This window comes from Streptomyces sp. 2131.1 (genome assembly GCF_900105515.1).
GTDB lineage: Bacteria > Actinomycetota > Actinomycetes > Streptomycetales > Streptomycetaceae > Streptomyces > Streptomyces drozdowiczii.
The window spans coordinates 5628455-5653831 of the sequence record NZ_FNSY01000001.1 but is presented as its reverse complement, the minus strand read 5'-3'; the positions used below and the strand labels follow the sequence as shown (position 1 = coordinate 5653831).

At 72.7% G+C, this 25377-nt stretch carries 24 protein-coding genes; 4 read left to right on the top strand and 20 right to left on the bottom strand.

Features of this window, described 5'->3' with window-relative positions; all coding sequences use genetic code 11:
• Positions 1 to 18: 18 nt before the first annotated feature.
• On the bottom strand, positions 19 to 1704 hold the full coding sequence (locus tag BLW14_RS25450; protein WP_093709500.1) for an MFS transporter: 1686 nt from the start codon (positions 1702 to 1704) through the stop codon (positions 19 to 21).
• A gap of 522 nt (positions 1705 to 2226) precedes the next feature.
• Here BLW14_RS25450 and BLW14_RS25445 point away from each other — a divergent pair.
• The gene (locus BLW14_RS25445; protein WP_093709499.1) at positions 2227 to 3246 is read left to right on the top strand and encodes a phosphatase PAP2 family protein; all 1020 of its coding nucleotides are present in this window, start codon (positions 2227 to 2229) and stop codon (positions 3244 to 3246) included.
• Positions 3247 to 3324: 78 nt separating this feature from the next.
• Here the strand turns inward: BLW14_RS25445 and BLW14_RS25440 are convergent, their stop codons facing one another.
• The gene (locus tag BLW14_RS25440) at positions 3325 to 3540 is read right to left on the bottom strand and encodes an I78 family peptidase inhibitor (protein ID WP_093709498.1); all 216 of its coding nucleotides are present in this window, start codon (positions 3538 to 3540) and stop codon (positions 3325 to 3327) included.
• A 638-nt stretch (positions 3541 to 4178) separates the two neighbouring features.
• Here BLW14_RS25440 and BLW14_RS25435 point away from each other — a divergent pair.
• Together BLW14_RS25435 and BLW14_RS25430 are read left to right on the top strand one after the other, a co-directional pair.
• Positions 4179 to 4961: a hypothetical protein gene (locus BLW14_RS25435; RefSeq protein WP_093709497.1), complete on the top strand. Its 783-nt coding sequence runs from the start codon at positions 4179 to 4181 to the stop codon at positions 4959 to 4961.
• A 152-nt stretch (positions 4962 to 5113) separates the two neighbouring features.
• Positions 5114 to 5449 carry a hypothetical protein gene (locus tag BLW14_RS25430; protein ID WP_093709496.1) on the top strand — a complete coding sequence of 112 codons (336 nt, stop codon included), beginning with the start codon at positions 5114 to 5116 and terminating at the stop codon, positions 5447 to 5449.
• A 67-nt stretch (positions 5450 to 5516) separates the two neighbouring features.
• On the opposite strand, the gene der is transcribed toward BLW14_RS25430, so the two are convergent.
• From der to aroH, 5 genes are all read right to left on the bottom strand, one after another.
• Positions 5517 to 6986: a ribosome biogenesis GTPase Der gene (gene der / locus BLW14_RS25425; RefSeq protein WP_093709495.1), complete on the bottom strand. Its 1470-nt coding sequence runs from the start codon at positions 6984 to 6986 to the stop codon at positions 5517 to 5519.
• Between the two features lie 64 nt (positions 6987 to 7050).
• Positions 7051 to 7713, bottom strand: a complete 663-nt coding sequence (locus BLW14_RS25420; protein ID WP_093709494.1) for a lysophospholipid acyltransferase family protein — start codon at positions 7711 to 7713, stop codon at positions 7051 to 7053.
• Positions 7710 to 8426 carry a (d)CMP kinase gene (gene cmk, locus BLW14_RS25415; protein WP_093709493.1) on the bottom strand — a complete coding sequence of 239 codons (717 nt, stop codon included), beginning with the start codon at positions 8424 to 8426 and terminating at the stop codon, positions 7710 to 7712. The genes BLW14_RS25420 and cmk overlap by 4 nt, the downstream gene beginning before the upstream one ends.
• A 126-nt stretch (positions 8427 to 8552) precedes the next feature.
• Entirely contained in the window at positions 8553 to 9638 is a 1086-nt protein-coding gene (locus BLW14_RS25410; RefSeq protein WP_093709492.1) for a prephenate dehydrogenase, read from the bottom strand.
• Positions 9635 to 9997 carry a chorismate mutase gene (aroH, locus tag BLW14_RS25405; protein WP_093709491.1) on the bottom strand — a complete coding sequence of 121 codons (363 nt, stop codon included), beginning with the start codon at positions 9995 to 9997 and terminating at the stop codon, positions 9635 to 9637. Before aroH ends, BLW14_RS25410 begins: the two co-directional genes overlap by 4 nt.
• Positions 9998 to 10154: 157 nt before the next feature.
• Between aroH and BLW14_RS25400 the strand changes: the two genes are divergently transcribed.
• Entirely contained in the window at positions 10155 to 10847 is a 693-nt protein-coding gene (locus BLW14_RS25400; RefSeq protein WP_093709490.1) for a nucleotidyltransferase domain-containing protein, read from the top strand.
• 7 nt (positions 10848 to 10854) lie between these two features.
• Here the strand turns inward: BLW14_RS25400 and BLW14_RS25395 are convergent, their stop codons facing one another.
• The 13 genes from BLW14_RS25395 to BLW14_RS25335 form a co-directional block, all read right to left on the bottom strand.
• Positions 10855 to 11871: an ADP-ribosylglycohydrolase family protein gene (locus BLW14_RS25395; RefSeq protein ID WP_093709489.1), complete on the bottom strand. Its 1017-nt coding sequence runs from the start codon at positions 11869 to 11871 to the stop codon at positions 10855 to 10857.
• Positions 11868 to 12599 (bottom strand): NUDIX hydrolase, encoded by a 732-nt coding sequence (locus BLW14_RS25390; RefSeq protein ID WP_093709488.1) that lies wholly within the window; start codon positions 12597 to 12599, stop codon positions 11868 to 11870. The genes BLW14_RS25395 and BLW14_RS25390 overlap by 4 nt, the downstream gene beginning before the upstream one ends.
• The gene (locus tag BLW14_RS25385) at positions 12596 to 13675 is read right to left on the bottom strand and encodes an AAA family ATPase (protein WP_093709487.1); all 1080 of its coding nucleotides are present in this window, start codon (positions 13673 to 13675) and stop codon (positions 12596 to 12598) included. The genes BLW14_RS25390 and BLW14_RS25385 overlap by 4 nt, the downstream gene beginning before the upstream one ends.
• Positions 13672 to 14325, bottom strand: coding sequence for a nicotinamide riboside transporter PnuC (pnuC, locus tag BLW14_RS25380; protein ID WP_093709486.1), 654 nt, complete (start codon positions 14323 to 14325; stop codon positions 13672 to 13674). The genes BLW14_RS25385 and pnuC overlap by 4 nt, the downstream gene beginning before the upstream one ends.
• Positions 14326 to 14453: 128 nt before the next feature.
• Positions 14454 to 15611, bottom strand: a complete 1158-nt coding sequence (locus tag BLW14_RS25375; RefSeq protein ID WP_018523953.1) for a pseudouridine synthase — start codon at positions 15609 to 15611, stop codon at positions 14454 to 14456.
• On the bottom strand, positions 15611 to 16252 hold the full coding sequence (scpB, locus tag BLW14_RS25370) for an SMC-Scp complex subunit ScpB (protein WP_093709485.1): 642 nt from the start codon (positions 16250 to 16252) through the stop codon (positions 15611 to 15613). The genes BLW14_RS25375 and scpB overlap by 1 nt, the downstream gene beginning before the upstream one ends.
• Entirely contained in the window at positions 16249 to 17289 is a 1041-nt protein-coding gene (locus BLW14_RS25365; protein ID WP_093709484.1) for a segregation and condensation protein A, read from the bottom strand. The genes scpB and BLW14_RS25365 overlap by 4 nt, the downstream gene beginning before the upstream one ends.
• A gap of 91 nt (positions 17290 to 17380) precedes the next feature.
• Positions 17381 to 17971, bottom strand: coding sequence for a hypothetical protein (locus BLW14_RS25360; RefSeq protein WP_093709483.1), 591 nt, complete (start codon positions 17969 to 17971; stop codon positions 17381 to 17383).
• Positions 17968 to 19086: a ParA family protein gene (locus tag BLW14_RS25355; protein WP_018523949.1), complete on the bottom strand. Its 1119-nt coding sequence runs from the start codon at positions 19084 to 19086 to the stop codon at positions 17968 to 17970. Before BLW14_RS25355 ends, BLW14_RS25360 begins: the two co-directional genes overlap by 4 nt.
• A gap of 367 nt (positions 19087 to 19453) precedes the next feature.
• The gene (ald, locus tag BLW14_RS25350) at positions 19454 to 20569 is read right to left on the bottom strand and encodes an alanine dehydrogenase (protein ID WP_093709482.1); all 1116 of its coding nucleotides are present in this window, start codon (positions 20567 to 20569) and stop codon (positions 19454 to 19456) included.
• Between the two features lie 142 nt (positions 20570 to 20711).
• Positions 20712 to 22775, bottom strand: a complete 2064-nt coding sequence (locus BLW14_RS25345; protein ID WP_093709481.1) for a tetratricopeptide repeat protein — start codon at positions 22773 to 22775, stop codon at positions 20712 to 20714.
• A gap of 207 nt (positions 22776 to 22982) precedes the next feature.
• Positions 22983 to 23609: an NUDIX domain-containing protein gene (locus BLW14_RS25340; RefSeq protein ID WP_093709480.1), complete on the bottom strand. Its 627-nt coding sequence runs from the start codon at positions 23607 to 23609 to the stop codon at positions 22983 to 22985.
• A 90-nt stretch (positions 23610 to 23699) separates the two neighbouring features.
• The gene (locus BLW14_RS25335; protein WP_093709479.1) at positions 23700 to 25373 is read right to left on the bottom strand and encodes a CTP synthase; all 1674 of its coding nucleotides are present in this window, start codon (positions 25371 to 25373) and stop codon (positions 23700 to 23702) included.
• Between the last annotated feature and the right edge of the window lie 4 nt (positions 25374 to 25377).

The following is a 25377-nucleotide window of genomic DNA, read 5'->3' as shown; positions in this document are numbered from 1 at the left end:
TCGTGGAGACGTTACGACTCAGTGTGCCGCGCGTCCAGAGCCCGCCGCCCCGGCCGTCCGGCGCCGGGCGGGCACCCGCAGCGGCACCTCGGCACGCTCGGCGGACTCCCGCGCCGGGGTGTCGATGCGCTCCGCGGACTCCCGGGGCTCGCAGAGCTTCGGCGCGCACTCCATCGTCCGGGGCAGCCGCAGCGCGGCGAGCGCCCCGAGCAGCAGCAGCCCCGCGCTGACCATCAGCGTGATGTGCAGCCCGCCGATGAAGGCGTCCCGGGCCGTGGCGCGCAGGACCGCCCCGAGTGGCCCGCCCAGCTGCGCCGCCTCCTGGTACGCCTCGCCGAGCGAGTGGGCGGCACCCGAGGCCGCCGACGCCGGGACGCCCTCGGCGTGCAGCCCCGCGAGGCCGGGCGTATAGGCGGCGTTCATCACGCTGCCCAGCAGGGCTATCCCCATCCCGGCGCCCAGCTGGTACGAGGTCTCCCCGATCGCCGCCGCCCCGCCCGCCCGGTCCGCGGGGGCCTCGCTGAGCATCGACTCGTACGCGCCGAACAGCGTGGACTGGAGGCCGAAGCCCAGCGCCACGAAGGCGGCGGTCAGCAGGGCGGGCCGGTCGTCGCGGCCCATCACGGTCAGCGTCAGCACCGAGGCGGCCGTCAGGACGAACCCCCAGCCGACCATCCGGCGTGGCCCGATCCGGCGCAGCGTGTGGGAGCCGGTGGCGCCGGCGGCCATCGCGGCGAAGGTGAGCGGGAGCAGCCGGAGACCGGTCTCCAGGGGGCTGAGGCCCAGCACGAGCTGAAGGTACTGGACGGCGACGAGCTCCAGGCCGACCAGGGCGAGCATGGCGAGGACGATGCAGCCGACGGCGGTCGAGAAAGCGGGCCTCGCGAACATGCCGATGTCGATCAGCGGGTGGGTGCGCCGTCGCTGGCGACGCACGAAGGCGACGAGCAGCGCGGCCCCGAGCAGCAGCGGCACCAGGGTCGCCGGGCCGGTCAGGCCCTCGCCGGTGCCGGCCCGCTTCACGCCGAGGACCACGCCGAGCACCCCGGCGGCGGCCATCAGCGCGCCGAGCACGTCCCAGGGGCCGTCGTCGTTGCCCCGGGACTCGGGGAGCAGCAGCCGTCCGACCGGGAGGATCAGGGCCATCAGCGGGATGTTGATCAGGAAGACCGAGCCCCACCAGTAGTGCTCGAGGAGGAAGCCGCCGACGACGGGCCCGGTGGCGGCGCCGACCGCGGCGACCGCGGACCAGACGCCGATCGCGACGGCTCGCTCGCGCCGGTCGGGGAAGACCTGGCGCAGGATCGAGAGGGTGGCGGGCATGATCATCGCTCCGCCGACGCCGAGCAGGGCCCGCGCCGCGATGAGCACGCCCGCGCTGTCGGCCAGGGCGGCGACGGCGGAGGCGACACCGAACAGGGCGTAGCCGAGCAGCAGGACGCGCCGGCGTCCGACGCGGTCGCCGAGGGTGCCGAAGAGGATCAGCAGGGAGGCGCAGACCAGCGGGTAGACGTCCACGATCCACAGCAGGCCCGCGGCACTGGGCCGCAGGTCCTCGGTGATGTCGGGGACGGCGACGTGCAGCACGGTGGCGTCGAGCGCCACGAGCAGCAGGCTGAGGCAGAGGACGACCAGGACGACCCAGCGATTGGCACCGTCGGCGGCTGTGCGCAGGCGGATTCGGGCTGCGGGCGTCCCTGACATGCATCTACCTCCCAGATGGTCCCTCGCACCCGGCTGGCCCACGGGGCGCGGTCACCGCTTTCCCCCGGGGCCCGGCATCGACGGGCGAGTGATCCGTCAGCGTACGCGAGTTCGACAGAGCCACACGTGGCCCATCTCATACCGCCCGGCTCCGGGAAGTGTGGCGTACGCCACTACGGCCTCGCCGGGCCCGGACACCGCCGGGGCCTGCGTGGGCCCGTTCGGGGTCACCCCGGCGGCACCGCACAGCTCCCCGCCCGAAGCCGTACGGTAACCGGACTGACACCCTCCGTTCCATTCCGCCGCGCTGCGGATAAACACACTTCGGGGCCTCCGGAATTCTGCGAGGACATCCGTGAATTACATCCTCGAACAGACATCGCACAAAGGCGCAGAAGAATGCGAGACTTATTAAGGCACCCTGGAAGAACTCGCCGACTGAGACATACTCCACATCACATCGTCATCACAAAGCGCCCGGATCGACCGGCGCGCCCACTCACTCGCTGTAACGTCGATTGGGTGCGTACCGACATCTTCGCCCGGCTGGACCGGGAGCCGGAACCGCCGAAGATAGAGACACCGCGGATGAGCCGTCACCGCGTCGCTCTGTTCGGCGGGACGTTGGCGTTCTATCTGGCCATCGTCATTGCCGTGCTCATGTCGTCCTGGCTGGTGACCCTGGACTGGAAGGTCATGCTCTTCCGGCCCTACCAGCAGTGGCCCGAAATCCACGCCGCCCTCGACTACTACGTGGTCCTCGGGCAGCGCGGGCCGACCGCGGTCATGGTCGCCTGCTGGCTCGGCTGGCGCTCCTGGCGGCAGCACACCCTGCGTCCGCTGCTGACGCTGGGCGCCTCGCTGCTGCTGCTCAACCTGACGGTGGGCGCGGTCAAGATCGGCCTCGGCCGGCTGGGCCCGCACTACGCGACCAGGATCGGATCGGCCGAGCTCTTCGCCGGCGGCGATATATTTCCGTCCGGCCACACCGCCAACGCCGTGGTGACCTGGGGCATCCTCGCCTACCTGGCCGCCACCCCGCGGGCCAGGCGCTATCTGTCGGCCATGTCCGCGATCGTCTCGCTGGGCGTCGGCCTGACCACGGTCTACCTCGGTACGCACTGGCTGAGCGACGTGCTCCTCGGCTGGGCGGCCGGCCTGCTCATCCTGCTGGGCCTGCCCTGGGTGGAGCCGCTGATCACCCGCGCCGAGAACTGGATCTTCGCCGCCCGTGCCCGGCTGGGCGGCGCGCCCGGCAGACGGCCCGCGCCCGCGGCACCCGCCGGCGCCGAGACCCCGGTGCCCGTATCGGCCGTGCAGCAGGCCGGCGACGGGACGGCCGCACAGAGCCCGGGGCACGGCCAGGCCGGGCGTCCTCCGGCCGCGGGCAGCCGCCCGCGGGCCCATGGAACACCCGCCGCCGGCCATGCGGCGCGCTCGGAGCGGTCCCCGGTGACGCCGGCCGGCAGCCGCCGCCCGCCGCACGCGGACCGCACACCGCGCGGGGGCACGGCCCCGGCCCGGCCGGTCGCCGGCGGCTGAGGCGCCTTCGTACGCCAGTGGGCCCCCGACCGGGAGACGGTCGGGGGCCCACTGGCGTACGGGAACGGCACGGGTCGCTCAGCCGGTCCAGCAGCGCCTGACGACGCCGCCGTCGACCTCGAAGTTGATGCGGCCGGCCTGGAACTCCATGGTGACGACCGTGCCCGGCGCGAGGGTCCGTACGGTCGACCAGCCGTGCTCCCGGGCCCGCTGCTCGGCGGTCTCTGCGGTGAGCCCCACGTACGCGCCGGTCGCGTCGTCGGGCTGGGCGGGAGGAGTCGGTATCGGTGCCATACCTCTCACCGTAGGCGCCCGGCGGCAGGGGCGGTAGCGGGGCCCGCGCGCGGGCACACGGCATCCGCACGTCCCTCACCGGTCACGCTTGTGTCACAGGATCACGACACCTGCCCCCCTCGCCCCCTTCACCCGAACGTGCGATTCACAACCGGACGCACAGTAATCGCACAGGTCCACAAACGATCATCGGACCGGTCCCCTAAATGCGGGGAAACGAGGATGATTTCCTTCTTGCGGCGCGACCGCATTCCCGGCCGGAACCCGTTCCGCGAAGACGCGCTTCGCCGGTAATTCACCCTCCCTTATCGCACCCTTATCCCGAGGGAACGACAGGCACACCATCGGACCGGCCGGCCGGCGCACACCGGACCGTATAGCGGACAACCCGCTTCACCGCATTCCGGCCGCGCCGCCGGGAAGCCCTCTGGACCGGACCGCGCGCCCGCTTCACCGCCCCCGGACCCGGGGACCACGCGAGGGGAATTTCTCCCTCTTTGTCGGCCGAACCCCCACCGCGCGCAGGCGCCCCGGCGCGATTCCGTACGGCTTCCCGCGTGACCCCGGCAGCGGCTCGCCCGTTGTCATCACTGAGCCGGGAACCGCCCGGCGCACGTACCGAGTTCGAGGAGCCACCCGTGCCGCGCATGCTCGACGTCAGCGAGGACGTACGCGCCGAGATCGGCGACGCCGAAGCCGACCGGCTGCTCGTCGGCGACAACGCCCCGGGCAGTTACGACTGCACCTCCTGCCGCACCCCCGGCGACTCCGAGCAGGAGCGCACCAGCACCGTGCTGTTCGTCGGCGACGAGACCGCCGTGCTCGCCTTCGCGCACGCCAGCTGCATCCCCTCGCAGGTCGTCCAGGTCGCCGAGGAACAGCTCCAGGGCGCCGTCCGCAGCATCACCGGCGGCGAGCAGGGCGAACCGGAGCGGGTCGTCCCCGAACAGGCCGTCCTCGGCATCACCAGCGGCCTCGTCCTGATCGACGACGAGCTGCACCCGGCCCTGGTCGTCGAGCCGACCGGCGCCATCGCCCGCCCGGGCACGGACGGCCGGGACGGCGACCAGTTCCTCCAGCTCCTCCTGGAACAGGGCTTCCAGCCGGTCCACCGCATGGAGCAGGTGCCCGAGGTGCTGCACGGCTGGTCGATCCTGCTCGCCATGGGCCAGCTGCACGCCGTGCTCCAGCCCGGTACGGGGGGCGGCTCCCCGGTCGCCTGGTGGCAGGCGCACGCGCCGCTCCAGGTCACCGAGGGCTGGCGGACCGCCGCCAACAAGTCGCAGACCGTGCTGGTCTACGCCGCCCCGGCCGGCTGCATCGGCCAGCAGCCCCGCGAGGACCTGCTGCGCGACGCGCTGGAGAAGGCGTCGGCCGCCGGGCTGCTGGTCGCCGCCGCCATGCCGCTGGCCGGGACCTGACCGTGACCGCCGGACCCGGGCCGGCGCGGCGAACACCTGTCTCCCCGACTGGTGTTTCCGCGGCGGGCCCGCATCCGACGGCCGACGGGGTCGTTGGCACCTACGTGCACTCATACGACCCCTCCCACCAGCGTCCGAGCCCGATCCCTGCCATGCGTCCCTCGCAGGACCCCTCGGGCGGCCCGTCCCACACCCCGATCTACGACGCGCTGTACTCCGAGTACCGCCGCTCGTTCCGGGCGCTGCCGGGTGACCGGACCGGCGAGGAGAGTCTGGGCCTCCAGGCCCTCGGCACCGGCCTCTTCGGCTCGCGCGCCCCGCTGCGCGGCCACTCCGGCCACTCCTCCCCCGGTGGCACGGCGGTGCCGGCCTCGACGGGCGACCGCACCGGCTCGCGCGCAGGGAGCCTCGGCGGCTGGCAGCGGGTGGGCCGCCACGCCGGGCGGCCCCGGCCCGCCGCCCTGCCGCCCGGCTCCCGGGACGCCTGACCGCACGTACGGCGAAGCCCCGGACCGCTCGGTGACCGAGCGGTCCGGGGCTTCGCCGTGTCCCCGTCTACTTGTTGCGGCCGCGCTTCTCGCGGACGCGCACCGAGATGTGGATCGGGGTGCCCTCGAAGCCGAACTCCTCGCGCAGCCGGCGCTCGACGAAGCGCCGGTACCCGTGCTCCAGGAAGCCCGAGGCGAAGAGGACGAAGCGCGGCGGCTTGGTGCCCGCCTGGGTGCCGAAGAGGATACGGGGCTGCTTGCCGCCCCGGACCGGGTGCGGGTGGGCGGCGACGATCTCGCCGAGGAACGCGTTCAGCCGGCCGGTGGGGACGCGGGTCTCCCAGCCCTCGATCGCGGTCTCGATCGCCGGGACCAGCTTCTCCATGTGGCGGCCCGTGCGGGCGGAGACGTTGACCCGAGGGGCCCACTCGACCTGGGCGAGCTCCGTCTCGATCTCGCGTTCCAGGTAGTAGCGGCGCTCCTCGTCGAGCGTGTCCCACTTGTTGAACGCGAGCACGACGGCGCGGCCCGCCTCCACGGCCATGGTCACGATGCGCTGGTCCTGGACGCTGATCGACTCGCTGGAGTCGATCAGGATGACCGCGACCTCGGCCTTCTCCAGGGCGGCGGCGGTACGCAGCGAGGCGTAGTAGTCCGCGCCCTCCTGGAGGTGGACGCGGCGGCGGATGCCCGCCGTGTCGATGAACTTCCAGGTGACGCCGCCCAGCTCGATCAGCTCGTCGACCGGGTCCCGGGTGGTGCCGGCCAGCTCGTTGACGACGACGCGGTCCTCGTTGGCCACCTTGTTCAGCAGCGAGGACTTGCCGACGTTCGGGCGGCCGATGAGCGCGATGCGGCGCGGGCCGCCGACGGCCGAGCCGAAGGACTGCGGCGGGGCCTCGGGCAGGGCCTCCAGGACGGCGTCCAGCATGTCGCCGGTGCCGCGGCCGTGCAGCGAGGAGACCGGGTGCGGCTGGCCGAGCCCGAGCGACCACAGGGCGGTGGCGTCGGCCTCGCCGCTCTGCCCGTCGACCTTGTTGGCGCAGAGCACGACGGGCTTGCCGGCCCGGCGCAGCAGCTTGACGACGGCCTCGTCGGTGTCGGTGGCGCCGACGGTGGAGTCCACCACGAAGACGACCGCGTCGGCCGTCTCGATCGCGTACTCCGCCTGGGCCGCGACGGACGCGTCCAGCCCGAGCACGTCCTGCTCCCAGCCGCCGGTGTCGACGACCTTGAAGCGGCGGCCGGCCCACTCGGCCTCGTACGTGACGCGGTCGCGGGTGACGCCCGGCTTGTCCTGGACGACGGCCTCGCGGCGGCCGATGATCCGGTTCACCAGGGTCGACTTGCCGACATTCGGGCGGCCGACGACGGCGAGGACGGGGAGCGGTCCGTGACCGGCCTCACCGAGCGCGCCCTCGACCTCCTCGGGGTCGAACCCCTCCTGCGCGGCGAGCTCCATGAACTCCGCGTACTCGGCATCGCCAAGCTCTCCGTGCTCGTGGTCCGAGCCGCCGGAGTGAATCTGGTCGTTCATGAAGTCCGTTCCTCTTTGCATCATCATCGATGGACCACGCTGCGCGCGGTCCACTACTCAAGTCTTACCCGGTGCGCCCGGTGAGGCGCCCCGCGTGCTCCAGGTGGCCGGTCAGCCGGGCCTGGATGCGCAGCGTGGCTTCGTCGAGCGCCTTGCGCGTACGCCTCCCGCTCCCGTCGCCGGCTTCGAAGGCTTCTCCGAAGACGACGTCCACGCGGCTGCGCAGCGGCGGCAGTGCCGATATCAACCGTCCGCGGCGCTCGGTGCTTCCCAGGACGGCCACGGGCACGATCGGCGCCCCACTGCGCACCGCGAAGTACGCGAGACCGGCGCGCAGCGAGGCGAAGTCTCCGTCGCCCCTGGTGCCCTCGGGGAATATCCCGAGCACCCCGCCGCCCTCCAGCACGCCCAGCGCGCGGGTGATGGCGGTGCGGTCGGCGGTCGTACGGTCCACCTCCAGCTGCCCGATTCCGCGCAGGAACGGGTCCAGGGGGCCGACGAACGCCTCTTTCTTGATCAGGAAGTGGACGGGCCTGGGCGCGGTGCCCATCAGCATCGGCCCGTCGATGTTGTGCGAGTGGTTCACCGCGAGTATGACGGGTCCGGAGGCGGGGACCCGCCAGGCGCCGAGGACACGGGGCTTGAAGAGCCCGTACATCAGCCCGATCCCGATGCCGCGCCCGACCGCCGCACCACGCGGCGAGGGCGCGCTCGTGGCGTCGGTCACTTCGCGGCCCGCTTCTCCCCGACGAGGGTGACGACGCACTCGATGACCTGCTGCAGCGTCAGCTCGGTGGTGTCCACCTCGACCGCGTCGTCCGCCTTGGCGAGCGGCGAGGTCTTGCGGCCGGAGTCGGCGGCGTCCCGCTTGATCAGCGCCTCCTTGGTGGCGGCGAGATCCGAGCCCTTGACCTCGCCGCTGCGGCGGGCGGCGCGGGCCTCCGGCGACGCGGTGAGGAAGATCTTGAGGTCGGCGTCGGGCAGCACGGTGGTGCCGATGTCACGGCCCTCGACGACGATGCCCTTCTCCGCGCTCGCGGCGATGGTGCGCTGGAGCTCGGTGATCAGGGTGCGCACCTCGGGGACGGCGCTGACGGCGCTGACCTTGGAGGTGACCTCCTGGGTGCGGATCGGGCCGGAGGCGTCCTCGCCGTCGACGGTGATCGTGGGGGCGGCGGGGTCGGTGCCGGAGACGATGACCGGCTTGGTGGCGGCGGTCGCTACCTGGGCCGCGTCCTGCACGTCGATGCCGTTGTTCAGCATCCACCAGGTGATGGCGCGGTACTGGGCGCCGGTGTCCAGGTAGCTCAGGCCGAGCTGGGCGGCGACGGCCTTGGAGGTGCTGGACTTGCCGGTGCCGGAGGGGCCGTCGATGGCGACGATCACTGCGGCCGGGGCGGTCCGGACGGCGGCGCTTACGGTTTCCACGGTGGTGGACACCTTCCTGGTGCTCGGGGCGGGCTGGACGGGACGCGTGAACCCGCCCCGCACAAGGTTACCGAGTGCGGAGACGGGTCCGACCACCCCTGTGGACAACTGTGCGACCGGGGTGCCGCGCCGCGGGTCCTACTGCCGGATCGACCAGCCTCGCTCGCGGAGGGCGGCGGCCAGGGCCGGGGCGGCGCTGGGTTCGACCATGAGCTGGACGAGTCCGGCCTGCTGGCCGGTGGCGTGCTCGATGCGCACGTCCTCGATGTTGGTCCCGGACCGGCCCGCGTCGGCGAAGATCGCCGCCAGTTCGCCGGGGCGGTCGCTGATGAGGACGGCCACGACCTCGTACGAGGCGGGGGCGGCGCCGTGCTTGCCCGGCACCCGGACGCGGCCCGCGTTGCCCCGGCTCAGGACGGAGCGGATGCCTTCGGTGCCGGCGCGCCGCTTGTCCTCGTCGGCGGACTGGAGCCCGCGCAGCGCGGTGACGGTCTCGTCCAGGTCGGCGGCGACACCGGCGAGGACGTCGGCGACGGGACCGGGGTTGGCGGACAGGATCTCCACCCACATCCGGGGGTCGGAGGCCGCGATCCTGGTCACGTCCCTGATCCCCTGCCCGCACAGCCGCACCGCGGTCTCGTCGGCGTCCTCCAGCCGGGCGGCGACCATCGACGAGATGAGCTGCGGGGTGTGCGAGACGAGGGCGACGGCCCGGTCGTGCGCGTCGGCGTCCATGACGACCGGCACGGCGCGGCACAGGGCGACCAGTTCCAGCGCCAGGTTCAGCACCTCGGTGTCGGTCTCCCGGGTCGGGGTGAGGACCCAGGGCCGCCCCTCGAAGAGGTCGGCGGTGGCGGCGAGCGGACCGGAGCGCTCCTTGCCGGCCATGGGGTGCGTGCCGATGTACGGGGTGAGGTCGGCCCCCAGCGCCTCCAGCTCGCGGCGGGGGCCGCCCTTCACGCTGGCGACGTCCAGGTAGGCGCGGGCGACACCGTCGCGCATGGCTGCGGCGAGGACGGCCGCGGTGTGGGCGGGCGGTACGGCGACCACGGCCAGGTCGACGCGGCCCTCGGGCGGCTCGGTCGTACCGGCGCCGAGCGAGGCGGCGGTCCTGGCCGACTCGGGGTCGTGGTCGACGAGGTGGACGGCGATGCCGCGGCCCGCGAGGGCGAGCGCCGCGGAGGTACCGACGAGGCCGGTACCGATGACGACTGCGGTTCTCACTGGGCGATGTCCTTGCGCAGGGCGGCGGTGGCGCCGAGGTAGACGTGGTTGATCTCGGCCTTGGACAGATACGTCTCGACGTGCGCCAGGATGCGGACGACCCTGGGCATGGCGCCCTCGATGTCCAGCTCCTGGGCGCAGATCAGCGGTACGTCGACGATCCCGATGGAGCGTGCGGCGGCGGCCGGGAAGTCGCTGTGCAGGTCTGGCGTGGCCGTGAACCAGATGCTGATCAGGTCGTCCGCGACGAGTTCGTTGCGCTCCAGGACGGCGGTGAGCAGCGCACCGACCTGCTCGTGCATGTGCCCGGTCTCGTCCCGGTCCAGCTGGACAGCGCCCCGGACCGCTCGTACCGCCACGTCGTGCTCCTTGCTTGTTCCGTACCGCTTGTTCCGTACCGCGCGTTGCGTATCGCTTCGTACGTGTGCGATCAGCGTAGAGGGGCGGCGGGGTCCCGTGCCCGCCCGCCCCTTTTATGAGACGCGCCCGTCCCCGGTCCTCGCGTAACCTCCCGGCATGATCACTCCGGCCGACGAGAACCTGGTGCGCCACCACACGGTCTACTCCTGCGTGATGGGATCGCGCGCCTTCGGTCTCGCGACGGAGGACAGCGACACCGACCGGCGGGGGGTCTTCCTCGCGCCGACCCCGCTGTTCTGGCGCTTCGTGAAGCCTCCCACGCACATCGAGGGCCCGGCCGACGAGCAGTTCTCCTGGGAGCTGGAACGCTTCTGCGAGCTGGCCCTGCGCGCCAACCCGAACGTGCTGGAGTGCCTCCACTCGCCTCTGGTCGACCACGTCGACGCCACCGGCCGCGAGCTGCTCGCCCTGCGCGGCGCCTTCCTCTCCCGGCGGGCGCACGACTCGTTCGTCCGCTATGCAGTGGCCCAACGCCGCAAGCTGGAGGCGGACGTCCGCCAGTACGGCGCCCCGCGCTGGAAGCACGCCATGCACCTGCTGCGCCTGCTGGCGAGCTCCCGGGACCTGCTGCGCACCGGCGTCCTGGACATCGAGGTCGGCGAGGCCCGCGAGGACCTGCTCGCGGTCAGGCGGGGGGAGGTCCCCTGGCCCGAGGTGGAACGCCGCATGACCCGCCTCGCCGCCGAGAACGACGAGGCGGCCGCCGCCTCCCCCCTGCCCGCCGAACCGAACCGGACCCGCGTGGAGGACTTCCTGATCCGCACACGCCGGGCGTCGGCGGTGGCCTGAGCGCGGCTCAAGCGTCCCAGAGCGCCCCGAGCTCCAGCAGCTCCTCCCGGTACTCGATGCGCTCCACCCACGCGGCCGGCCAGGCGCCGGGCCCGAGGTGGGCGCCGGCCAGTGCGCCGGTCAGGCAGGCGATGGAGTCCGAGTCGCCGCGGGTGCAGGCGGCGCGGCGCAGGGCGGTCACGGGTTCGTCCGGGAAGAGCAGGAAGCAGTGGAGGGCGGTGGCGAGGGCCTCCTCGGCGATCCAGCCGTCGCCGGTCGCCTCGCAGGGGTCGGTCTCCGGGGACGGGTTGCGCAGGGCCACGCGCACGTTCTCCAGCATGGCCAGGCACTCGTCCCAGCCCCGGGTGATGAAGGACTCGGGCGAGGCGTCGTGCGTGCGGCGCCACAGGTCGCCGAGCCAGCGGTCGAGGTAGCGGCCGCGGTTCTCGTAGGCGTACGAACGGAGTTGGCCGATCAGGCCCAGGGGTTCGGCGCCCTGGGCGAGCAGGTGCACCGCGTGGGCCGTCAGGTCGGATGCGGCGAGCGCGGTCGGGTGGCCGTGGGTCAGGGCCGACTGGAGCTGGGCGGCGCCGGAGCGCTGCTCGTCGGTGAGGCCGGGCGCGAGCCCGACGGGCGCGACGCGCATGTTGGCGCCGCAGCCCTTGGAGCCGGTCCGGCTCGCCTCCTGCCAGGCGCGGTCGCCGTCGAGCAGGTGGCAGGCCTCCAGGCAGGTGCGGCCGGGGGCGCGGTTGTTGTCGGGCGAGTGGTACCAGTCGACGTACTCCTCGCGCACCGGGCGGGCCAGCCGCAGCCCGGTGAGCGGGCCCCGGTCCATGGCGGTGCGCAGGCCCCGGCCCAGGGCCAGGGTCATCTGGGTGTCGTCGGTGACGAAGGCCGGCTTCGGCAGCTCCATCTCCCGCCAGGGCCCGCACTTGGCGAGGATCGACGGCACGTCGTTGAACTCGGTGGGGAACCCCAGCGCGTCGCCGAGCGCGAGCCCGGTCAGCGCGCCGGTCGCGGCCTTCTTCGTACGGGTCGTCGTCATGCGTGCCGTCCTTCCGGTCGCAGGAGCGGGGGGTGGAGTGCGGTGGCGTCGCCCGCACGGTAGAGGGCGGCCGGTTTGCCGCGGCCGCCGGTGCGGCGGGGGGCGCCTTCGGCGGGCTGGACGAATCCCGGGGTCGCGAGGACCTTGCGGCGGAAGTTGGGGCGGTCCAGCACGACGCCCCACACCGTCTCGTAGACCTGTTGCAGCTCGCCGAGGGTGAAGTGGGGCGGGCAGAACGCGGTGGCCAGGCAGGTGTACTCGAGCTTGGCGCCGACCCGGTCGCGGGCGTCCGCGAGGATGCGGTCGTGGTCGAAGGCGAGGGTGCCGGTCCGGGCGGCGTCCCACCACCGGGCGCCCGCCGCGTCGCCGCCGCCGCGCGGCTCGGGCAGGTCGGGCACGAGGGCGGTGTGGGCGACGGAGACCACGCGCATCCTGGGGTCGCGGTCCGGCTCGCTGTAGGTGCGCAGCTGCTCCAGGTGGAGGCCCGAGACGGTGTCGTCGCTCAGCCCGGTCTCCTCTGCCAGTTCGCGGCGGGCGGCGTCCCCGGCGGACTCGCGGGGCAGCAGGAAACCGCCGGGCAGCGCCCAGTGGCCCTTGTACGGTTCCTCGCCGCGTTCGACGAGCAGGACGTGCAGCCGGGAGTCGCGGACCGTGAACACGGCCAGGTCGACGGTGACCGCGAACGGCTCGAAGGCGTGCGGGTCGTAGCCCTCGGGGGCGGCGCTCATCGGTGCTCCGGGAGGGGCGCGGCGAAGTCCCAGCCCTCGGCGAGCAGCGCGTCGACGGCCTCCACGGCGCGGGCCAGGCGCGTCTCACGGCTGCCGGTCAGCTCGATGAACGGCCTCCCGGTGCGGGTGAGTTCGGCCCGGAACCGGTCGGTCATCCAGGGCCGCAGCTCCTCGCCGTCGCGCAGCCCGTCGTCCTCGAAGGCGACGCCCTCGTGGTCGGTGAGCAGCCACAGGTGGTGGCGGGCCCGGTCCGCGATGCGCTCGACGAGGGGGTTGCGGCCGCCGACGTACCGCTCGTGCCACACGGTCGTCGCGAAGGAGTCCGTGTCGCAGACGAGCACCGGGGAGCCGGTGCGGGCCGCTTCCTCCTCGCGGGCGTTCTGGGTCTCCGCGATGTGCGGGAAGTCGTGGGTGGAGAGAGTGACGTCCTCCCACTGGGCCCGGGGCCACCGCTCGCGCAGCTCGGCCAGCTTCCGTTCGCTGAACTCGCGCCCGTACTCGGCCACGTACCCCGTGTGCGCCCAGACGCCGCCGCGCTGCCGGTAGTGGGCGGCGAGCGCGCGGGCCAGCGTGGTGGTGCCGGTGGACTCCGCGCCGAGGACGACGACGCGGCGGGCGAGCGCCGCGCGTACGGGCGCTTCGAGGAAGTCCCAGCGGCCGGCCGGGTCCGCGCGGACGGCGGTGCCGGAGACGGGGTACGCGGTGCGGTCGGGGTCGACGCAGACGGACTCGGCGCCGAAGCGGCGGGCCAGCTCGTCCCCGTACGACTCCGAGGTGAAGACGGCGTCCACGCGCTCGGGCACGGCGGCGGTGAAGACCGCCATGTGGGCGTCCCAGATCGCCGGGTCGTGGAGGTCCATACGAGTGTCGTCGACGGCGCCGACCACCGTCACGTCCGGGTGCGCCTCGCGCATCCAGGCGACCCGGTCGGCCAGCGGGACGGACTCCACCGAGGCGGCGCAGACCAGGACGGTCAGCCGTTCGCAGCGGGCGGCGGCGGTGCGGACGAGGTGGTGGTGGCCGGCGTGCGGCGGGTAGAACTTGCCGAGCACGAGACCGTGCGGGTAGCGCTTCATGCCAGGGCCTTCGAGGGTCGCGGGCCGGCTGCGGCCAGGTCGCGGCGCCAGTTGCGCAGGCCGATCAGGCACAGCGTCAGGAAGCCGACGTACAGCAGCGAGGTCAGGTACAGCTCCTTGTACGCGTACAGCGGGATGTACACGATGTCGGCGGCGATCCACAGCCACCAGGACTCGACGAGCTTGCGGCACTGCCCGTAGGTGGCGGCGAGCGACAGCGCGGTGGTCAGCGCGTCCCAGAACGGCACGGTCGAGTCGGTCGCCCGGTCCAGCAGGAGGGTCAGCGCCACGGTCCCCACCGCCCCCGCCGCCAGCAGCCCGGTCCACTCGGTGCGCGTGGTGCGGCGCACCGGCAGCCCGTCGGTCCCTGGTCCACCCCCGTGGGTCCAGGTCCACCAGCCGTACGCGGCGAGGGCGATGAAGACGATCTGGAGTCCGGCGTCGGCGTACAGGCCGGACTGGGTGAACAGCAGGATGAAGAAGAGGTTGTTGGCGATGCCGATCGGCCAGTTGGCGAGGTGCTGGCGGGCCACGAGCCAGACGCACAGCGCGCCGCTGCCGAAGCCCAGCACCTCGGTCCAGCTGACCGGGGTGTCCAGGACCGTCACCAGGGGTTGCTGCAGGGGATCGAGTATGTCCGCGAGACTCACGCCCGCCTCCTTTATAGTCACTGTGACTATAAAGGTTCGGCGGGGCATGCGAAAGGCCCGCGGCCGGTTCCCTTTCCGGAGAATTCCGGGGAACCGGCCGCGGGCCTTCGAGCGCTGCGAGGGAGGTGCTACAGGCCGACCTCGCGCATCAGCATGCCCACCTCGGTGTTGGTGAGCCGGCGCAGCCAGCCCGACTTCTGGTCGCCCAGCGCGATCGGGCCGAACCCGGTCCGCACCAGCCGCTCGACGGGGAAGCCCGCCTCGGCCAGCATGCGGCGCACGATGTGCTTGCGGCCCTCGTGCAGGGTCACCTCGACCAGGTAGTTCTTGCCGGTGTTCTCCACGACGCGGAAGTGGTCGGCGCGGGCGTACCCGTCCTCCAGCTGGATGCCGTCCTTGAGCCGCTTGCCCAGGTCGCGCGGGAGCGGGCCCTGGATGGCCGCCAGGTAGGTCTTCTTCACGCCGTACTTGGGGTGGGTGAGACGGTGGGCCAGCTCGCCGTGGTTGGTGAGCATGATGATGCCCTCGGTCTCGGTGTCCAGCCGGCCGACGTGGAAGAGCCGCGTCTCACGGTTGGTGACGTAGTCGCCGAGGCACTGGCGCCCGTCCGGGTCCTCCATGGAGGCGACGACACCGGCCGGCTTGTTCAGCGCGAAGAACAGGTAGGACTGGGTGGCGACGGTCAGTCCGTCGACCTTGATCTCGTCCTTGTGCACGTCGACGCGCATGCCCTGCTCGATGACGATCTCGCCGTTCACCTCGACCCTGCCCTGGTCGATCAGCTCCTCGCAGGCGCGGCGCGACCCCATGCCGGCGCGGGCGAGGACCTTCTGAAGCCGCTCACCCTCCTGCTCGGCGCCCGGGTGCGTCTTGGGGGTCCTGATCTCGGGCTTGTTCGCGTACCGGTCGCGGTTGCGCTGCTCGATCTTGGCGTCCAGCTCGCGCGGGCGCGCCGGGGCGCCGTACGGGCCGCGCCGGGGGCCGCCCTTCGAGCCGCCCTGGGGGCTCTTCGGGCCGCCCTTGGCCCCGCCCCGGGCCGCTGCGCCGCGGCCCTTGCGGGCGCCGTCGCCGCCGGGCTTGTCGGAGCCCACGTCGTAGCGGCGCTCCTCGGGCCTGGGCTTGCGGGGGCGCTCCTCGTTCCTGCGGTCCTCGCGCTCCGAGCGGGGGGTGCGCGCGTTGGGGTTGCTGTTCCTGCCGGTGCCGCTGTTGTTCCTGCCGCTCCGGCCCCCGCCGCTGCCGCCGCTCCTGCCGCCGCCGCTACCGCTGTTCCTGCCACTGCTTCGCATCAAAAGTCCGTCTTGTCGTCTGCGTGAGTTCCCGGGGTGTCCGGTGCGTCCGGATCGAACGACGGCACACCCTCTGGCGTCTCGGCCTCGATCGCGTCCGCCTCGGGGAGGAAGGGCGCGAGCTCCGGGAGCTCATCCAGGCCACGCAGGCCCATCCGCTCCAGAAAGTAGTTCGTCGTCCTGTACAGGATCGCACCTGTTTCGGGTTCCGTGCCCGCCTCCTCGACCAGACCCCTCTGCAGCAGGGTCCGCATGACCCCGTCACAGTTCACCCCGCGCACCGCCGAGACCCGCGACCGGCTCACCGGCTGGCGGTACGCGACCACCGCCAGGGTCTCCAGCGCCGCCTGGGTCAGCCGGGCGTGCTGGCCGTCCAGGACGAAGCCCTCGACGGCCGCCGCGTACTCGGGCCGGGTGTAGAACCGCCAGCCGCCCGCGACGAGCCGGAGGTCGAAGCCGCGCCGCTGCGCGGTGTACTCGTCGGCCAGCTCCCGCAGCGCCGCCGCCACGGCCCGCCGGGGGCGTTCCAGCACCTTGGCCAGGTGCTCTTCGGTGGCGGGCTCGTCGACGACCATGAGGACGGCTTCCAGGGCGGGCTTGAGGTCGAGGTCCGCGACCGCGGAGCCGGTGGGGTCCGTCATGGCGTCTCGTCCTCCGGGGTCTCGGAGGCGTCCGGCTCGTCCGGGGCCTCCTGGTCGAATTCGTCCGTCACGGTGGGCTCGGCCCCCGCCGCCCCGGCCCAGCGCACCAGCAGCTCACCGAGCGCCACGTCCTGGTCCAGGGCGACGGCCTTCTCGCGGTACAGCTCCAGCAGCGCGAGGAAGCGGGCGACGACGGTCAGGGTGTCCGGCGCGTCCTCGGTCAGCGCCCGGAAACTGATCTCGCCGGCCTCGCGCACCCGGGCCACCACGATGCCCGCCTGCTCGCGCACGCTGACCAGCGGGGCGTGGATGTGGTCGACGTACACCTGCGGCCGGGGCTTCGGCTGCATCGCCTTCACGGCCAGCCTGGCGAAGCCCTCTGCGCCGATGCTGATGACGACGTCCGGCAGCAGTTCGGCGTGGTGCGGTTCGAGGCCGACGGTACGGGGGAAGCGCCGCGCCTCGGATTCGAGCCGGCCGCTGAAGATCTCGGCGACCCGCTTGTACGCGCGGTACTGGAGGAGCCGCGCGAAGAGCAGGTCCCTGGCCTCCAGGAGCGCCAGGTCCGCCTCGTCCTCCACCTCGGCCGCGGGGAGCAGCCGGGCGGCCTTCAGGTCGAGGAGGGTGGCGGCGACCACCAGGAACTCCGTCGTCTGGTCCAGGTCCCAGTCGGGGCCCATCGCCCGGATGTGGGCCATGAACTCGTCGGTGACCTTGGAGAGGGCGACCTCGGTCACGTCCAGCTTGTGCTTGGAGATCAGCTGGAGGAGCAGGTCGAAGGGCCCCTCGAAGTTCGCCAGCCGGACCTTGAACCGGCCGTCGTCGGGGGCGGGCGCCGGGGCGTCCACGGGGGCCTCGGAGGCGTCCTCCGGCACGAGCGGGGGGATCTCCTCCTCCGGCACGGGCGAGGGGGCCCCTTCCGGCACGTGCGCGGGCGCCTCAGCCGGTGCGGCCGTCTCCCCGGGCACGTCCCCCGCCCCGGGCCCGCGGCCCAGGGGGCGGCGGGCCGTGCGGGCGGGCTCGTCGGGTGTCGGCATGGAGGTCCAGGGTGCGCGGGGCGGGATACGGCGGCGGGCGGCGGCCCGTACGGAAGGCGGCCTTCCGGGCAGGCTACCGGCGCCGTACCGGTCAGCGGCCGCGCAGCCGCCGTACGAGGATGCTCGCGTCGCCGCGCGACTCCAGGTCCGCCAGGACGACGGCGACCGCCTCGCGGACGATCCGTCCCCGGTCCACCGCGAGGCCGTGCTCGCCGCGCAGGACGAGGCGCGCGTGCTCCAGGTCCATCAGCTCCTCGGCGGAGACGTAGACCGTGATCTTCTCGTCGTGGCGCTCGCGTCCGCTGGGCCGACGGTTCGCGCCGCGTCCGCCGCCGCGCCTGCGCTGCTGCTGCACGACGGGGGCCTGCGGCGGTTCCTGCGCGGCGGGCTGCTGCGGGCGGCGGCCGGCCTGTGCGGCGACCGCGACCCGGTCGCCGTCGGCGGACCGGCTGCGCGAGTCGCCCGGTTCGGCGCCGGCCGCCGAGTGCTCCTGGTGCGCGGGGGCGGTGCCGGGGTCCGGGGCGGTCTCCCCCGGTGCGTCGGTCCCGGGTTCGTTCTCACCGGCCGGAGCCGGCACCCGGGCCTCGCCGTTCGCCTTGCGCCTCCGTTCAGCGGGTGACGAGGCCTGGAGCCCCATTCCCCCGGTCGTACGGAACAGTTCGTCGGCCCCGGGCAGACTCACTCGGCGTGACACCGGGCGAGCACCTCCCTGGCGAGCTGGCGATAGGCGGCGGCACCGACCGAGTTGGAGGCGTACGTCGTGATGGGCTCACCGGCGACCGTGGTCTCCGGGAAGCGGACCGTGCGCCCGATGACCGTGTGGTAGACGTGGTCGTCGAATGCCTCGACGACGCGCGCCAGGACCTCGCGGCTGTGCACCGTGCGGGAGTCGTACATCGTGGCGAGGATGCCGTCGAGCTCGAGGTCGGGGTTGAGCCGCTCCTGGACCTTCTCGATGGTCTCGGTGAGCAGCGCCACCCCGCGCAGCGCGAAGAATTCGCATTCGAGCGGGACTATCACCTTGTGCGCGGCGGTCAGCGCGTTCACCGTGAGCAGGCCGAGCGAGGGCTGACAGTCGATCACGATGTAGTCGTAGTCGGCCATCAGCGGCTTCAGGGCGCGCTGGAGCGTGGACTCGCGGGCCACCTCGCTGACGAGCTGCACCTCGGCCGCGGAGAGGTCGATGTTGCTGGGGAGCAGGTCCATGTTGGGGACCGCGGTCTTCAGCAGGACCTCGTCGGCCGCCATGCCCCGCTCCATGAGCAGGTTGTAGACGGTGAGGTCGAGCTCCATCGGGTTGACCCCGAGGCCGACCGACAGGGCACCCTGCGGGTCGAAGTCGACGAGCAGGACGCGTCGTCCGTACTCCGCGAGTGCCGCGCCCAGGTTGATGGTCGACGTGGTCTTGCCGACGCCGCCCTTCTGGTTGCACATCGCGATGATCTTCGCGGGGCCGTGATCGGTCAGCGGGCCCGGGATCGGGAAGTAGGGCAGGGGGCGGCCGGTCGGGCCGATCCGCTCGCGGCGCTGCCGGGCGGCATCCGGCGCGAGCGTGGCCGCGTACTCCGGATCGGGCTCGTACTCGGCGTCGGGGTCGTAGAAGTGCCCCTGGGGCGTCTCGTCGAAGTCGGCGAGGCGGGCGGTGTCCCGGCCACTCTCGTTGCCGGCCATGGCGTTCACGTGTAGGCCGTCCATCATCTGGGGGGCTGTCGTCATGTGCTGGTGGGTGGCGAAGGCGCGGACAGCGACGGAGCCGACAGCCTCCAGCCCGTTCGGGCTCTGGCCCCGCGCAGGCATCCCTGGATGAACACCCCCGGGAGTAATTGTCGACTCATTCACAAGTCGTCTTACCTCCTTGGACGTGACCAGGAACTTATCGATAGGTCAGCGTGGCACCATGCCGACGATTGGCGACTCTATGGCGTGTCCCCTGTCCGCAGCAACACAATCCGCCGGACCCGGCCTGTTGTGTCGGCAATCGAATGCCCCGCTGTCAAGGGCACGCAACCCTCGGTACACACTTTTCCCGCGTGTACGAAACGGTTAAAGGGTTACGTTCGAGACGAGTTGCCCGGGGCGTGCGCGGCCCCGGCACGGGTCCGGCCGGACCTCGGTGACAAGGTCCGGCCGGACGCACGGAGTTGACGAAGGGGTTGACCCCCGGTCAGCCGATGAGCGTGTTCAGGTCGACGTGGTCGAGGCCGTGCGCCTCGGCCACCTCGCGGTAAACGACCTGCCCGTCATGGGTGTTGAGGCCCTTGGCCAGCGCGGCGTCGCGGCGCAGCGCCTCCGCCCAGCCCCGGTTCGCGAGCTCCACGATGTAGGGAAGCGTGGCGTTGGTGAGGGCGTACGTCGAGGTGTTGGGAACCGCACCGGGCATGTTCGCGACGCAGTAGAAGACCGAGTCGTGCACCTGGAAGGTCGGCTCGGCGTGCGTCGTCGGATGCGAGTCCTCGAAGCAACCGCCCTGATCAATCGCAATGTCGACAAGTACACTTCCAGGCTTCATCTTGGCGACGAGCTCGTTGGTGACCAGCTTCGGGGCCTTGGCTCCGGGGATCAGCACGGCACCGACGACGAGGTCCGCCTCGACGACCGCCTTCTCCAGTTCGAAGGCGTTGGAGACGACGGTCTGCACCTTGGTGCCGAAGACCTTGTCCGCCTCGCGGAGCTTGTTGATGTCCTTGTCGAGCAGCGTGACGTGGAAGCCGAGACCCACGGCGATCTGGGTGGCGTTCCAGCCGGAGACGCCGCCGCCGATGACGACGGCACGGCCGGCCGCCGTACCCGGGACACCGCCCGGCAGCACGCCGCGGCCGCCGGCCGAGCGCATCAGGTGGTACGCGCCGACCTGCGGGGCGAGCCGGCCCGCGACCTCGGACATCGGGGCCAGCAGCGGCAGCGCGCGGTTCGCGGTCTCGACGGTCTCGTACGCGATGGCGGTGGTGCCCGACTCCAGGAGCGCGTCGGTGCAGGCGCGGGAGGCTGCGAGGTGCAGGTAGGTGAAGAGGGTCTGGCCCTTGCGGAGGCGGTGGTACTCCTCGGCGACGGGCTCCTTGACCTTGAGCAGCAGGTCGGCGGCGGCCCAGACCTCGTCGGCGGTGGGCAGGATGCCCGCACCGGCCGCGACGTACTCCTCGTCCGTGATGGAGGAGCCCGCTCCGGCGTTCCGCTCGACGACGACCTGGTGGCCGTGGCGGACGAGCTCATGCACACCGGCAGGCGTGATCGCCACACGGAACTCGTTGTTCTTGACTTCGCGGGGGATGCCGACCTTCATGTCGATCACGGTCCTTGGCTCAGAGGGTAATCCGGGCACAGCGGTGCAATAAGGGTAGATGCATCGCATGTGAAGGCACCGCGAACGGCCGCGGTACAGCCAGTCTAATGAAGGGCTTCCCGCTGTCTAGCCTTGCAAAGCATTATTTTTCCGTCGAAGCACTACGGGTTTCGCAGGCCCGACTCTCCTCGCCCAGCAATCTCTCGGCCGCACCCCGGTGCAGCCCGGCCGCCGCGGGGTCACCGAGCCGTTCCAGCGTGTCCGCGAGCCGCAGCTCCAGCGCCGCCTGAAGCCGTACGTCCTTGGCCCGCCGGGCCCACTCCACCGCCTCCCGGCAGGTGCGCAGCGACTCCTGCGGCCGGCCCGCGTACTCCTGCACCCGGGCCATCTCGCTGAGCGCCCGGGCCTGGGCCGGCAGGTCGCCGAGCCTGCGGTGGCCCGCCGCCGCGGCCCGCCAGTTCCGCAGCGCCTCGCCGTACCGCCCGGCGTAGGTGTGGACGGTCCCGAGCCGCCCGTAGAGACGCGCCGCCTCCGCCCGCTCGCCCTGGGTGAGGCGCTGGGCGAGCGCCCTCCCGTACCAGTCGGAGGCCCGGGGGTAGTCACCCAGCTCCGCGTAGGCGCCGCCCACCGACTCCATGGCCCGCCCGGTGGCGTACGGGTCCTTCGCGGCCCGCCCGGCGTCCAGCGCCTCCCGGTAGCGGGCCAGCGCCTCCTTCGTCCGCCCCGTCCCGGCGTCCAGGTCGGCCAGGTTGAGCAGGGCCGCCGCCCGTTCGCGGGGCAGGTCGCGGCGCTCCGCCACGGCGAGCACCAGTCCGTGCAGGGCGTACAGGTCGGGCGCGGCGGCATCGGTGCCCTCGTGCGCGGCGAGCGCCCGCACCAGCGCGGCGACGAGCCGGCGGGCCAGTGTGTCGAGGTCGCCGTCCTCGACGGCGACCCGGGCGGCGGCCAGCAGGGCGGGCCTGCGGGCGCGCAGCCAGGCGGCGGCCGCCTCCGGGTTCGGGAAGCGCAGCGAGCGCGGGAGCCCGGCGAGCTTGCGGCGGGACGCGGAGCCCTCGGGGTCGGTGACGGCCCGGCAGGACTGGAGCAGGCGCACGGTGCGCTCCAGCATCCGGGCGCGGGCGAGCTGGACCTCGGCCGGGCGGTCCCGGTCCTCCAGGAGCGCCCGCAGCAGCCCGGCGAGGCAGCCCGGCACCTCGTACTGCGGCTCCTCGGCTTCCTCGCGGCGCAGCAGGCCGAGCGTCACGAAGTCGTCGAGGGTGGTCCGGGCGGCCGAGACGGAGCAGCCGGCCAGCGCCGAGGCGGTGTGGGAGTCGGCGAGCCCGCCGGGGGCAAGGGCGAGCAGTCGCAGTATCCGGGCGGCGGTGGCCGGCAGCGAGTCGTGGACGAGGCGGAAGGCGCGGCTCAGCGGACGGGCGCCGGCGGGCAGTTCGGGGTCGTCCGGCAGCTCGCGCAGCTGCCGCCCGGCGTCGGCCACCGAGGTGGTCGGGCGGGCGGCGAGCCAGCCCCCGATGAGGACGAGCGCGGCCGGCTGTCCGCCGCACTCCTCGGCGACGGTCTGGGCGGTGAGCGGGTCGACGGTGATCCTGACCTGGCCGGTCGCGCGGCCGAGCAGTTCGACGGCGGAGCCCGCGTCCAGGCCGCCGACGGTGCAGGGCCGGACGCCGGGGATGCCGGTCAGCGGGCCCTCGGAGACGGCGACGACCAGGCAGTCCGGGTTGTCGGGGAGCAGCGGGTCGACCTGTTCGGCGTCGGGTGCGTCGTCGAGCAGGAGCAGCACCCGGCGGACTGCCAGGGCCTCGCGGACCATCTCGGTCAGCTCGTCCGCGTCGGCGCCGGGCGGTCCGGCCAGGTCCAGCTGGCCGAGGAGGTCGCGGGCGGCGCGTTCGGTGGGAACGGGGGCGCCGCCGGGTTCGGTGAGCCGGACGCGGAGCAGCCCGTCGGGGTAGTCGCCGGTCTCCAGGAGCCGGGCGGTCAGTTCGACGGCCAGTGCGGTGCGGCCGGAGCCGGGGCGTCCGGCGATCAGGAGGACCCGGGCGCGGGCGCTGCGGCGGCCGGCCATGGTGTCGAGGCCGGCGCGCTCGATGTCGTCGCGCAGTTCCTTCAACTCGCGTTCGCGGCCGAAGAATCGGGCTGGTTCACGGACGGCGGGCGCCTCGGTACCCGCTGCCTCGGCCGGGCCGCTGGTGTCCACCGCCTGATCCGTCACGGGCCACGCTCCACTTCACTGCACGCGTCGCCCGGCGGGACTCCGGTCCGGGCAGTCGAAGCGTAGTTCAGGCGGGTGGCCGGAAGAGGTGGAGCGCGACCCGCACATCCCCCGATCGGATCAGCATCTTTTACGATCAAGGGATGCGCGGGAGTGACCGCGCCCGGTGCCGCACCGGCCTCGGCCGGTACTGTTTCCGACGGGCCGTCAGGACTCGAAGGGGCGGGCCGGCCAGGGCGCGTCGGCGGGCCGCAGCGAGTCGACGCCGTCACCGGCGAGGACCGCGGCCAGCGACAGGACGCCCACGACCAGGCAGCTGTTGTGCAGGTCGCCGGCGAGGACCTTGCGCACGAGATCCTGGAGCGGCACCCGGGCCAGCTCCATGTCGGCCTCCTCCTCGGCGACCTCGAAGCGCTCGCCCTCCGCCTCGGAGACGTCCCGGGCGAGGAAGATGCGCACGGCCTCGTCGGAGCCGCCGGGCGAGGTGTAGATGTCGGTGAGCACCCGCCAGTCCTCGGCCTTGACGTGCGCCTCCTCGTACAGCTCGCGCTGGGCCGCGTGCAGCGGGTTCTCACCCGGTACGTCGAGCAGCCCGGCCGGGATCTCCCACAGCTTGTGGCGGACCGGGTGGCGGTACTGGCGCAGGACGAGGACGCGGCCCTCGTCGTCGAGCGCGAGCACGGCGACCGAACCGGGGTGCACCTGGTAGTCGCGGTGCGCGACCGTACCGTCGGGCATCTCGACGTCGTCGGCGCGGACGCTGGTCTTCTTCCCCCTGAACGGGGTCGCGCTCGCGGTGACCCGCCATTGTTCGGGCGTGTCCTGGAAACCCATCTGCGTCCTCCCACGAAAAACGGTGACCGGGGTCCGCGTCCCTGCTCGGACGCGTGCCCCGGTCAACCGTAACGCCTGCGGAGGTGCCGCCTACTTGCCCTGCTCGCCCCCGGCCGCGGCGCCCGTCTTGCGGGCGACGGCGGCCTTCACCAGACCGGCGAAGAGCGGGTGCGGGCGGGTCGGGCGGGAGCGCAGCTCCGGGTGCGCCTGGGTGGCGACCAGGTAGGGGTGCGTCTCGCGCGGGTACTCGACGTACTCGACGAGCTTGTTGTCCGGGGAGGTGCCGGAGAAGACCAGTCCGGCCTTCTTCTCCAGCTCCGCGCGGTAGGCGTTGTTGACCTCGTAGCGGTGGCGGTGGCGCTCCTCCACGTACGGCTGGTCGTCGTACGCCTCGCGGACCAGCGAGCCCTCGGCGAGCTTCGCCGGGTACAGGCCGAGCCGCATGGTGCCGCCCAGGTCGCCCGCGCCCTCGACGTACGCGAGCTGCTCCTCCATCGTCGAGATGACGGGGTGCGAGGTCGCGGCGTCGAACTCGGTGGAGTTGGCGTCGGGGATCTCGGCGAGGTTGCGCGCCGCCTCGATCACGATGCACTGGAGGCCCAGGCAGAGGCCGAGCAGCGGCACCTTGTTCTCGCGGGCGTACTGGATCGCGCCGACCTTGCCGATCACGCCGCGCTCGCCGAAGCCGCCCGGGATGCAGATCGCGTCGATGCCGGCGAGGGCCTTCTGCGCGCCGGCCGGGGTCTTGCAGTCGTCGGAGGCGACCCACTCGACCTTGACGCGGGCCTTGTTGGCGAAGCCGCCGGCCCGGATGGCCTCGGTGACCGAGAGGTAGGCGTCGGGCAGGTCGATGTACTTGCCGACCAGGGCGACGGTGACCTCGTGGTCGGGGTTGTGGACGCGGTCCAGCAGGTCGTCCCAGGTGGTCCAGTCGACGTCGCGGAACGGCAGGTCGAGCTTGCGCACGACGTAGGCGTCCAGGCCCTCGGTGTGCAGGACCTTGGGGATGTCGTAGATCGACTTGGCGTCCACGCAGGCCACCACGGCCGCCTCGTCGACGTCGCACATCAGCGAGATCTTGCGCTTGATGGCGGTCGGCACGTCGCGGTCGGCGCGCAGCACGATCGCGTCCGGCTGGATACCGATGTTGCGCAGGGCGGCCACGGAGTGCTGGGTGGGCTTGGTCTTCAGCTCGCCGGAGGGGCCGATGTAGGGCAGCAGCGAGATGTGCACGACGAAGACGTTGTCCCGGCCGACCTCGTGGCGGACCTGGCGGACGGTCTCCAGGAACGGCAGCGACTCGATGTCGCCGACGGTGCCGCCGACCTCGGTGATGACCACGTCGACGTCGTCGGTGGCCATCCGGCGGATGCGGTGCTTGATCTCGTTGGTGATGTGCGGGATGACCTGCACGGTGTCGCCGAGGTACTCGCCGCGCCGTTCCTTGGCGATGACCTGCGAGTAGACCTGGCCGGTGGTGACGTTGGCCGAGCCGTCGAGGTCCACGTCGAGGAAGCGCTCGTAGTGGCCGATGTCGAGGTCCGTCTCCGCGCCGTCGTTGGTCACGAAGACCTCGCCGTGCTGGAACGGGTTCATCGTGCCAGGGTCGACGTTCAGGTACGGGTCGAGCTTCTGCATGGTGACCCGGAGTCCGCGCGCCTTGAGCAGGGCGCCGAGGCTGGAGGCAGTCAGACCCTTGCCGAGGGAAGAGGCGACACCCCCGGTGACGAAGATGTGCTTGGTCGTCGTGGATGTGGGCTGCATAGCC

Coding starts and splice junctions, on each gene's coding strand:
- BLW14_RS25450 (WP_093709500.1), bottom strand. CDS start 1,704: ATGTCAGGGACGCCCGCAGCCCGAATCCGCCTGCGCACAGCCGCCGAC.
- BLW14_RS25440 (WP_093709498.1), bottom strand. CDS start 3,540: ATGGCACCGATACCGACTCCTCCCGCCCAGCCCGACGACGCGACCGGC.
- BLW14_RS25430 (WP_093709496.1), top strand. CDS start 5,114: ATGCGTCCCTCGCAGGACCCCTCGGGCGGCCCGTCCCACACCCCGATC.
- der (WP_093709495.1), bottom strand. CDS start 6,986: ATGAACGACCAGATTCACTCCGGCGGCTCGGACCACGAGCACGGAGAG.
- BLW14_RS25400 (WP_093709490.1), top strand. CDS start 10,155: ATGATCACTCCGGCCGACGAGAACCTGGTGCGCCACCACACGGTCTAC.
- BLW14_RS25395 (WP_093709489.1), bottom strand. CDS start 11,871: ATGACGACGACCCGTACGAAGAAGGCCGCGACCGGCGCGCTGACCGGG.
- BLW14_RS25390 (WP_093709488.1), bottom strand. CDS start 12,599: ATGAGCGCCGCCCCCGAGGGCTACGACCCGCACGCCTTCGAGCCGTTC.
- BLW14_RS25385 (WP_093709487.1), bottom strand. CDS start 13,675: ATGAAGCGCTACCCGCACGGTCTCGTGCTCGGCAAGTTCTACCCGCCG.
- BLW14_RS25375 (WP_018523953.1), bottom strand. CDS start 15,611: ATGCGAAGCAGTGGCAGGAACAGCGGTAGCGGCGGCGGCAGGAGCGGC.
- scpB (WP_093709485.1), bottom strand. CDS start 16,252: ATGACGGACCCCACCGGCTCCGCGGTCGCGGACCTCGACCTCAAGCCC.
- BLW14_RS25365 (WP_093709484.1), bottom strand. CDS start 17,289: ATGCCGACACCCGACGAGCCCGCCCGCACGGCCCGCCGCCCCCTGGGC.
- BLW14_RS25355 (WP_018523949.1), bottom strand. CDS start 19,086: ATGCCTGCGCGGGGCCAGAGCCCGAACGGGCTGGAGGCTGTCGGCTCC.
- ald (WP_093709482.1), bottom strand. CDS start 20,569: ATGAAGGTCGGCATCCCCCGCGAAGTCAAGAACAACGAGTTCCGTGTG.
- BLW14_RS25340 (WP_093709480.1), bottom strand. CDS start 23,609: ATGGGTTTCCAGGACACGCCCGAACAATGGCGGGTCACCGCGAGCGCG.
- BLW14_RS25335 (WP_093709479.1), bottom strand. CDS start 25,373: ATGCAGCCCACATCCACGACGACCAAGCACATCTTCGTCACCGGGGGT.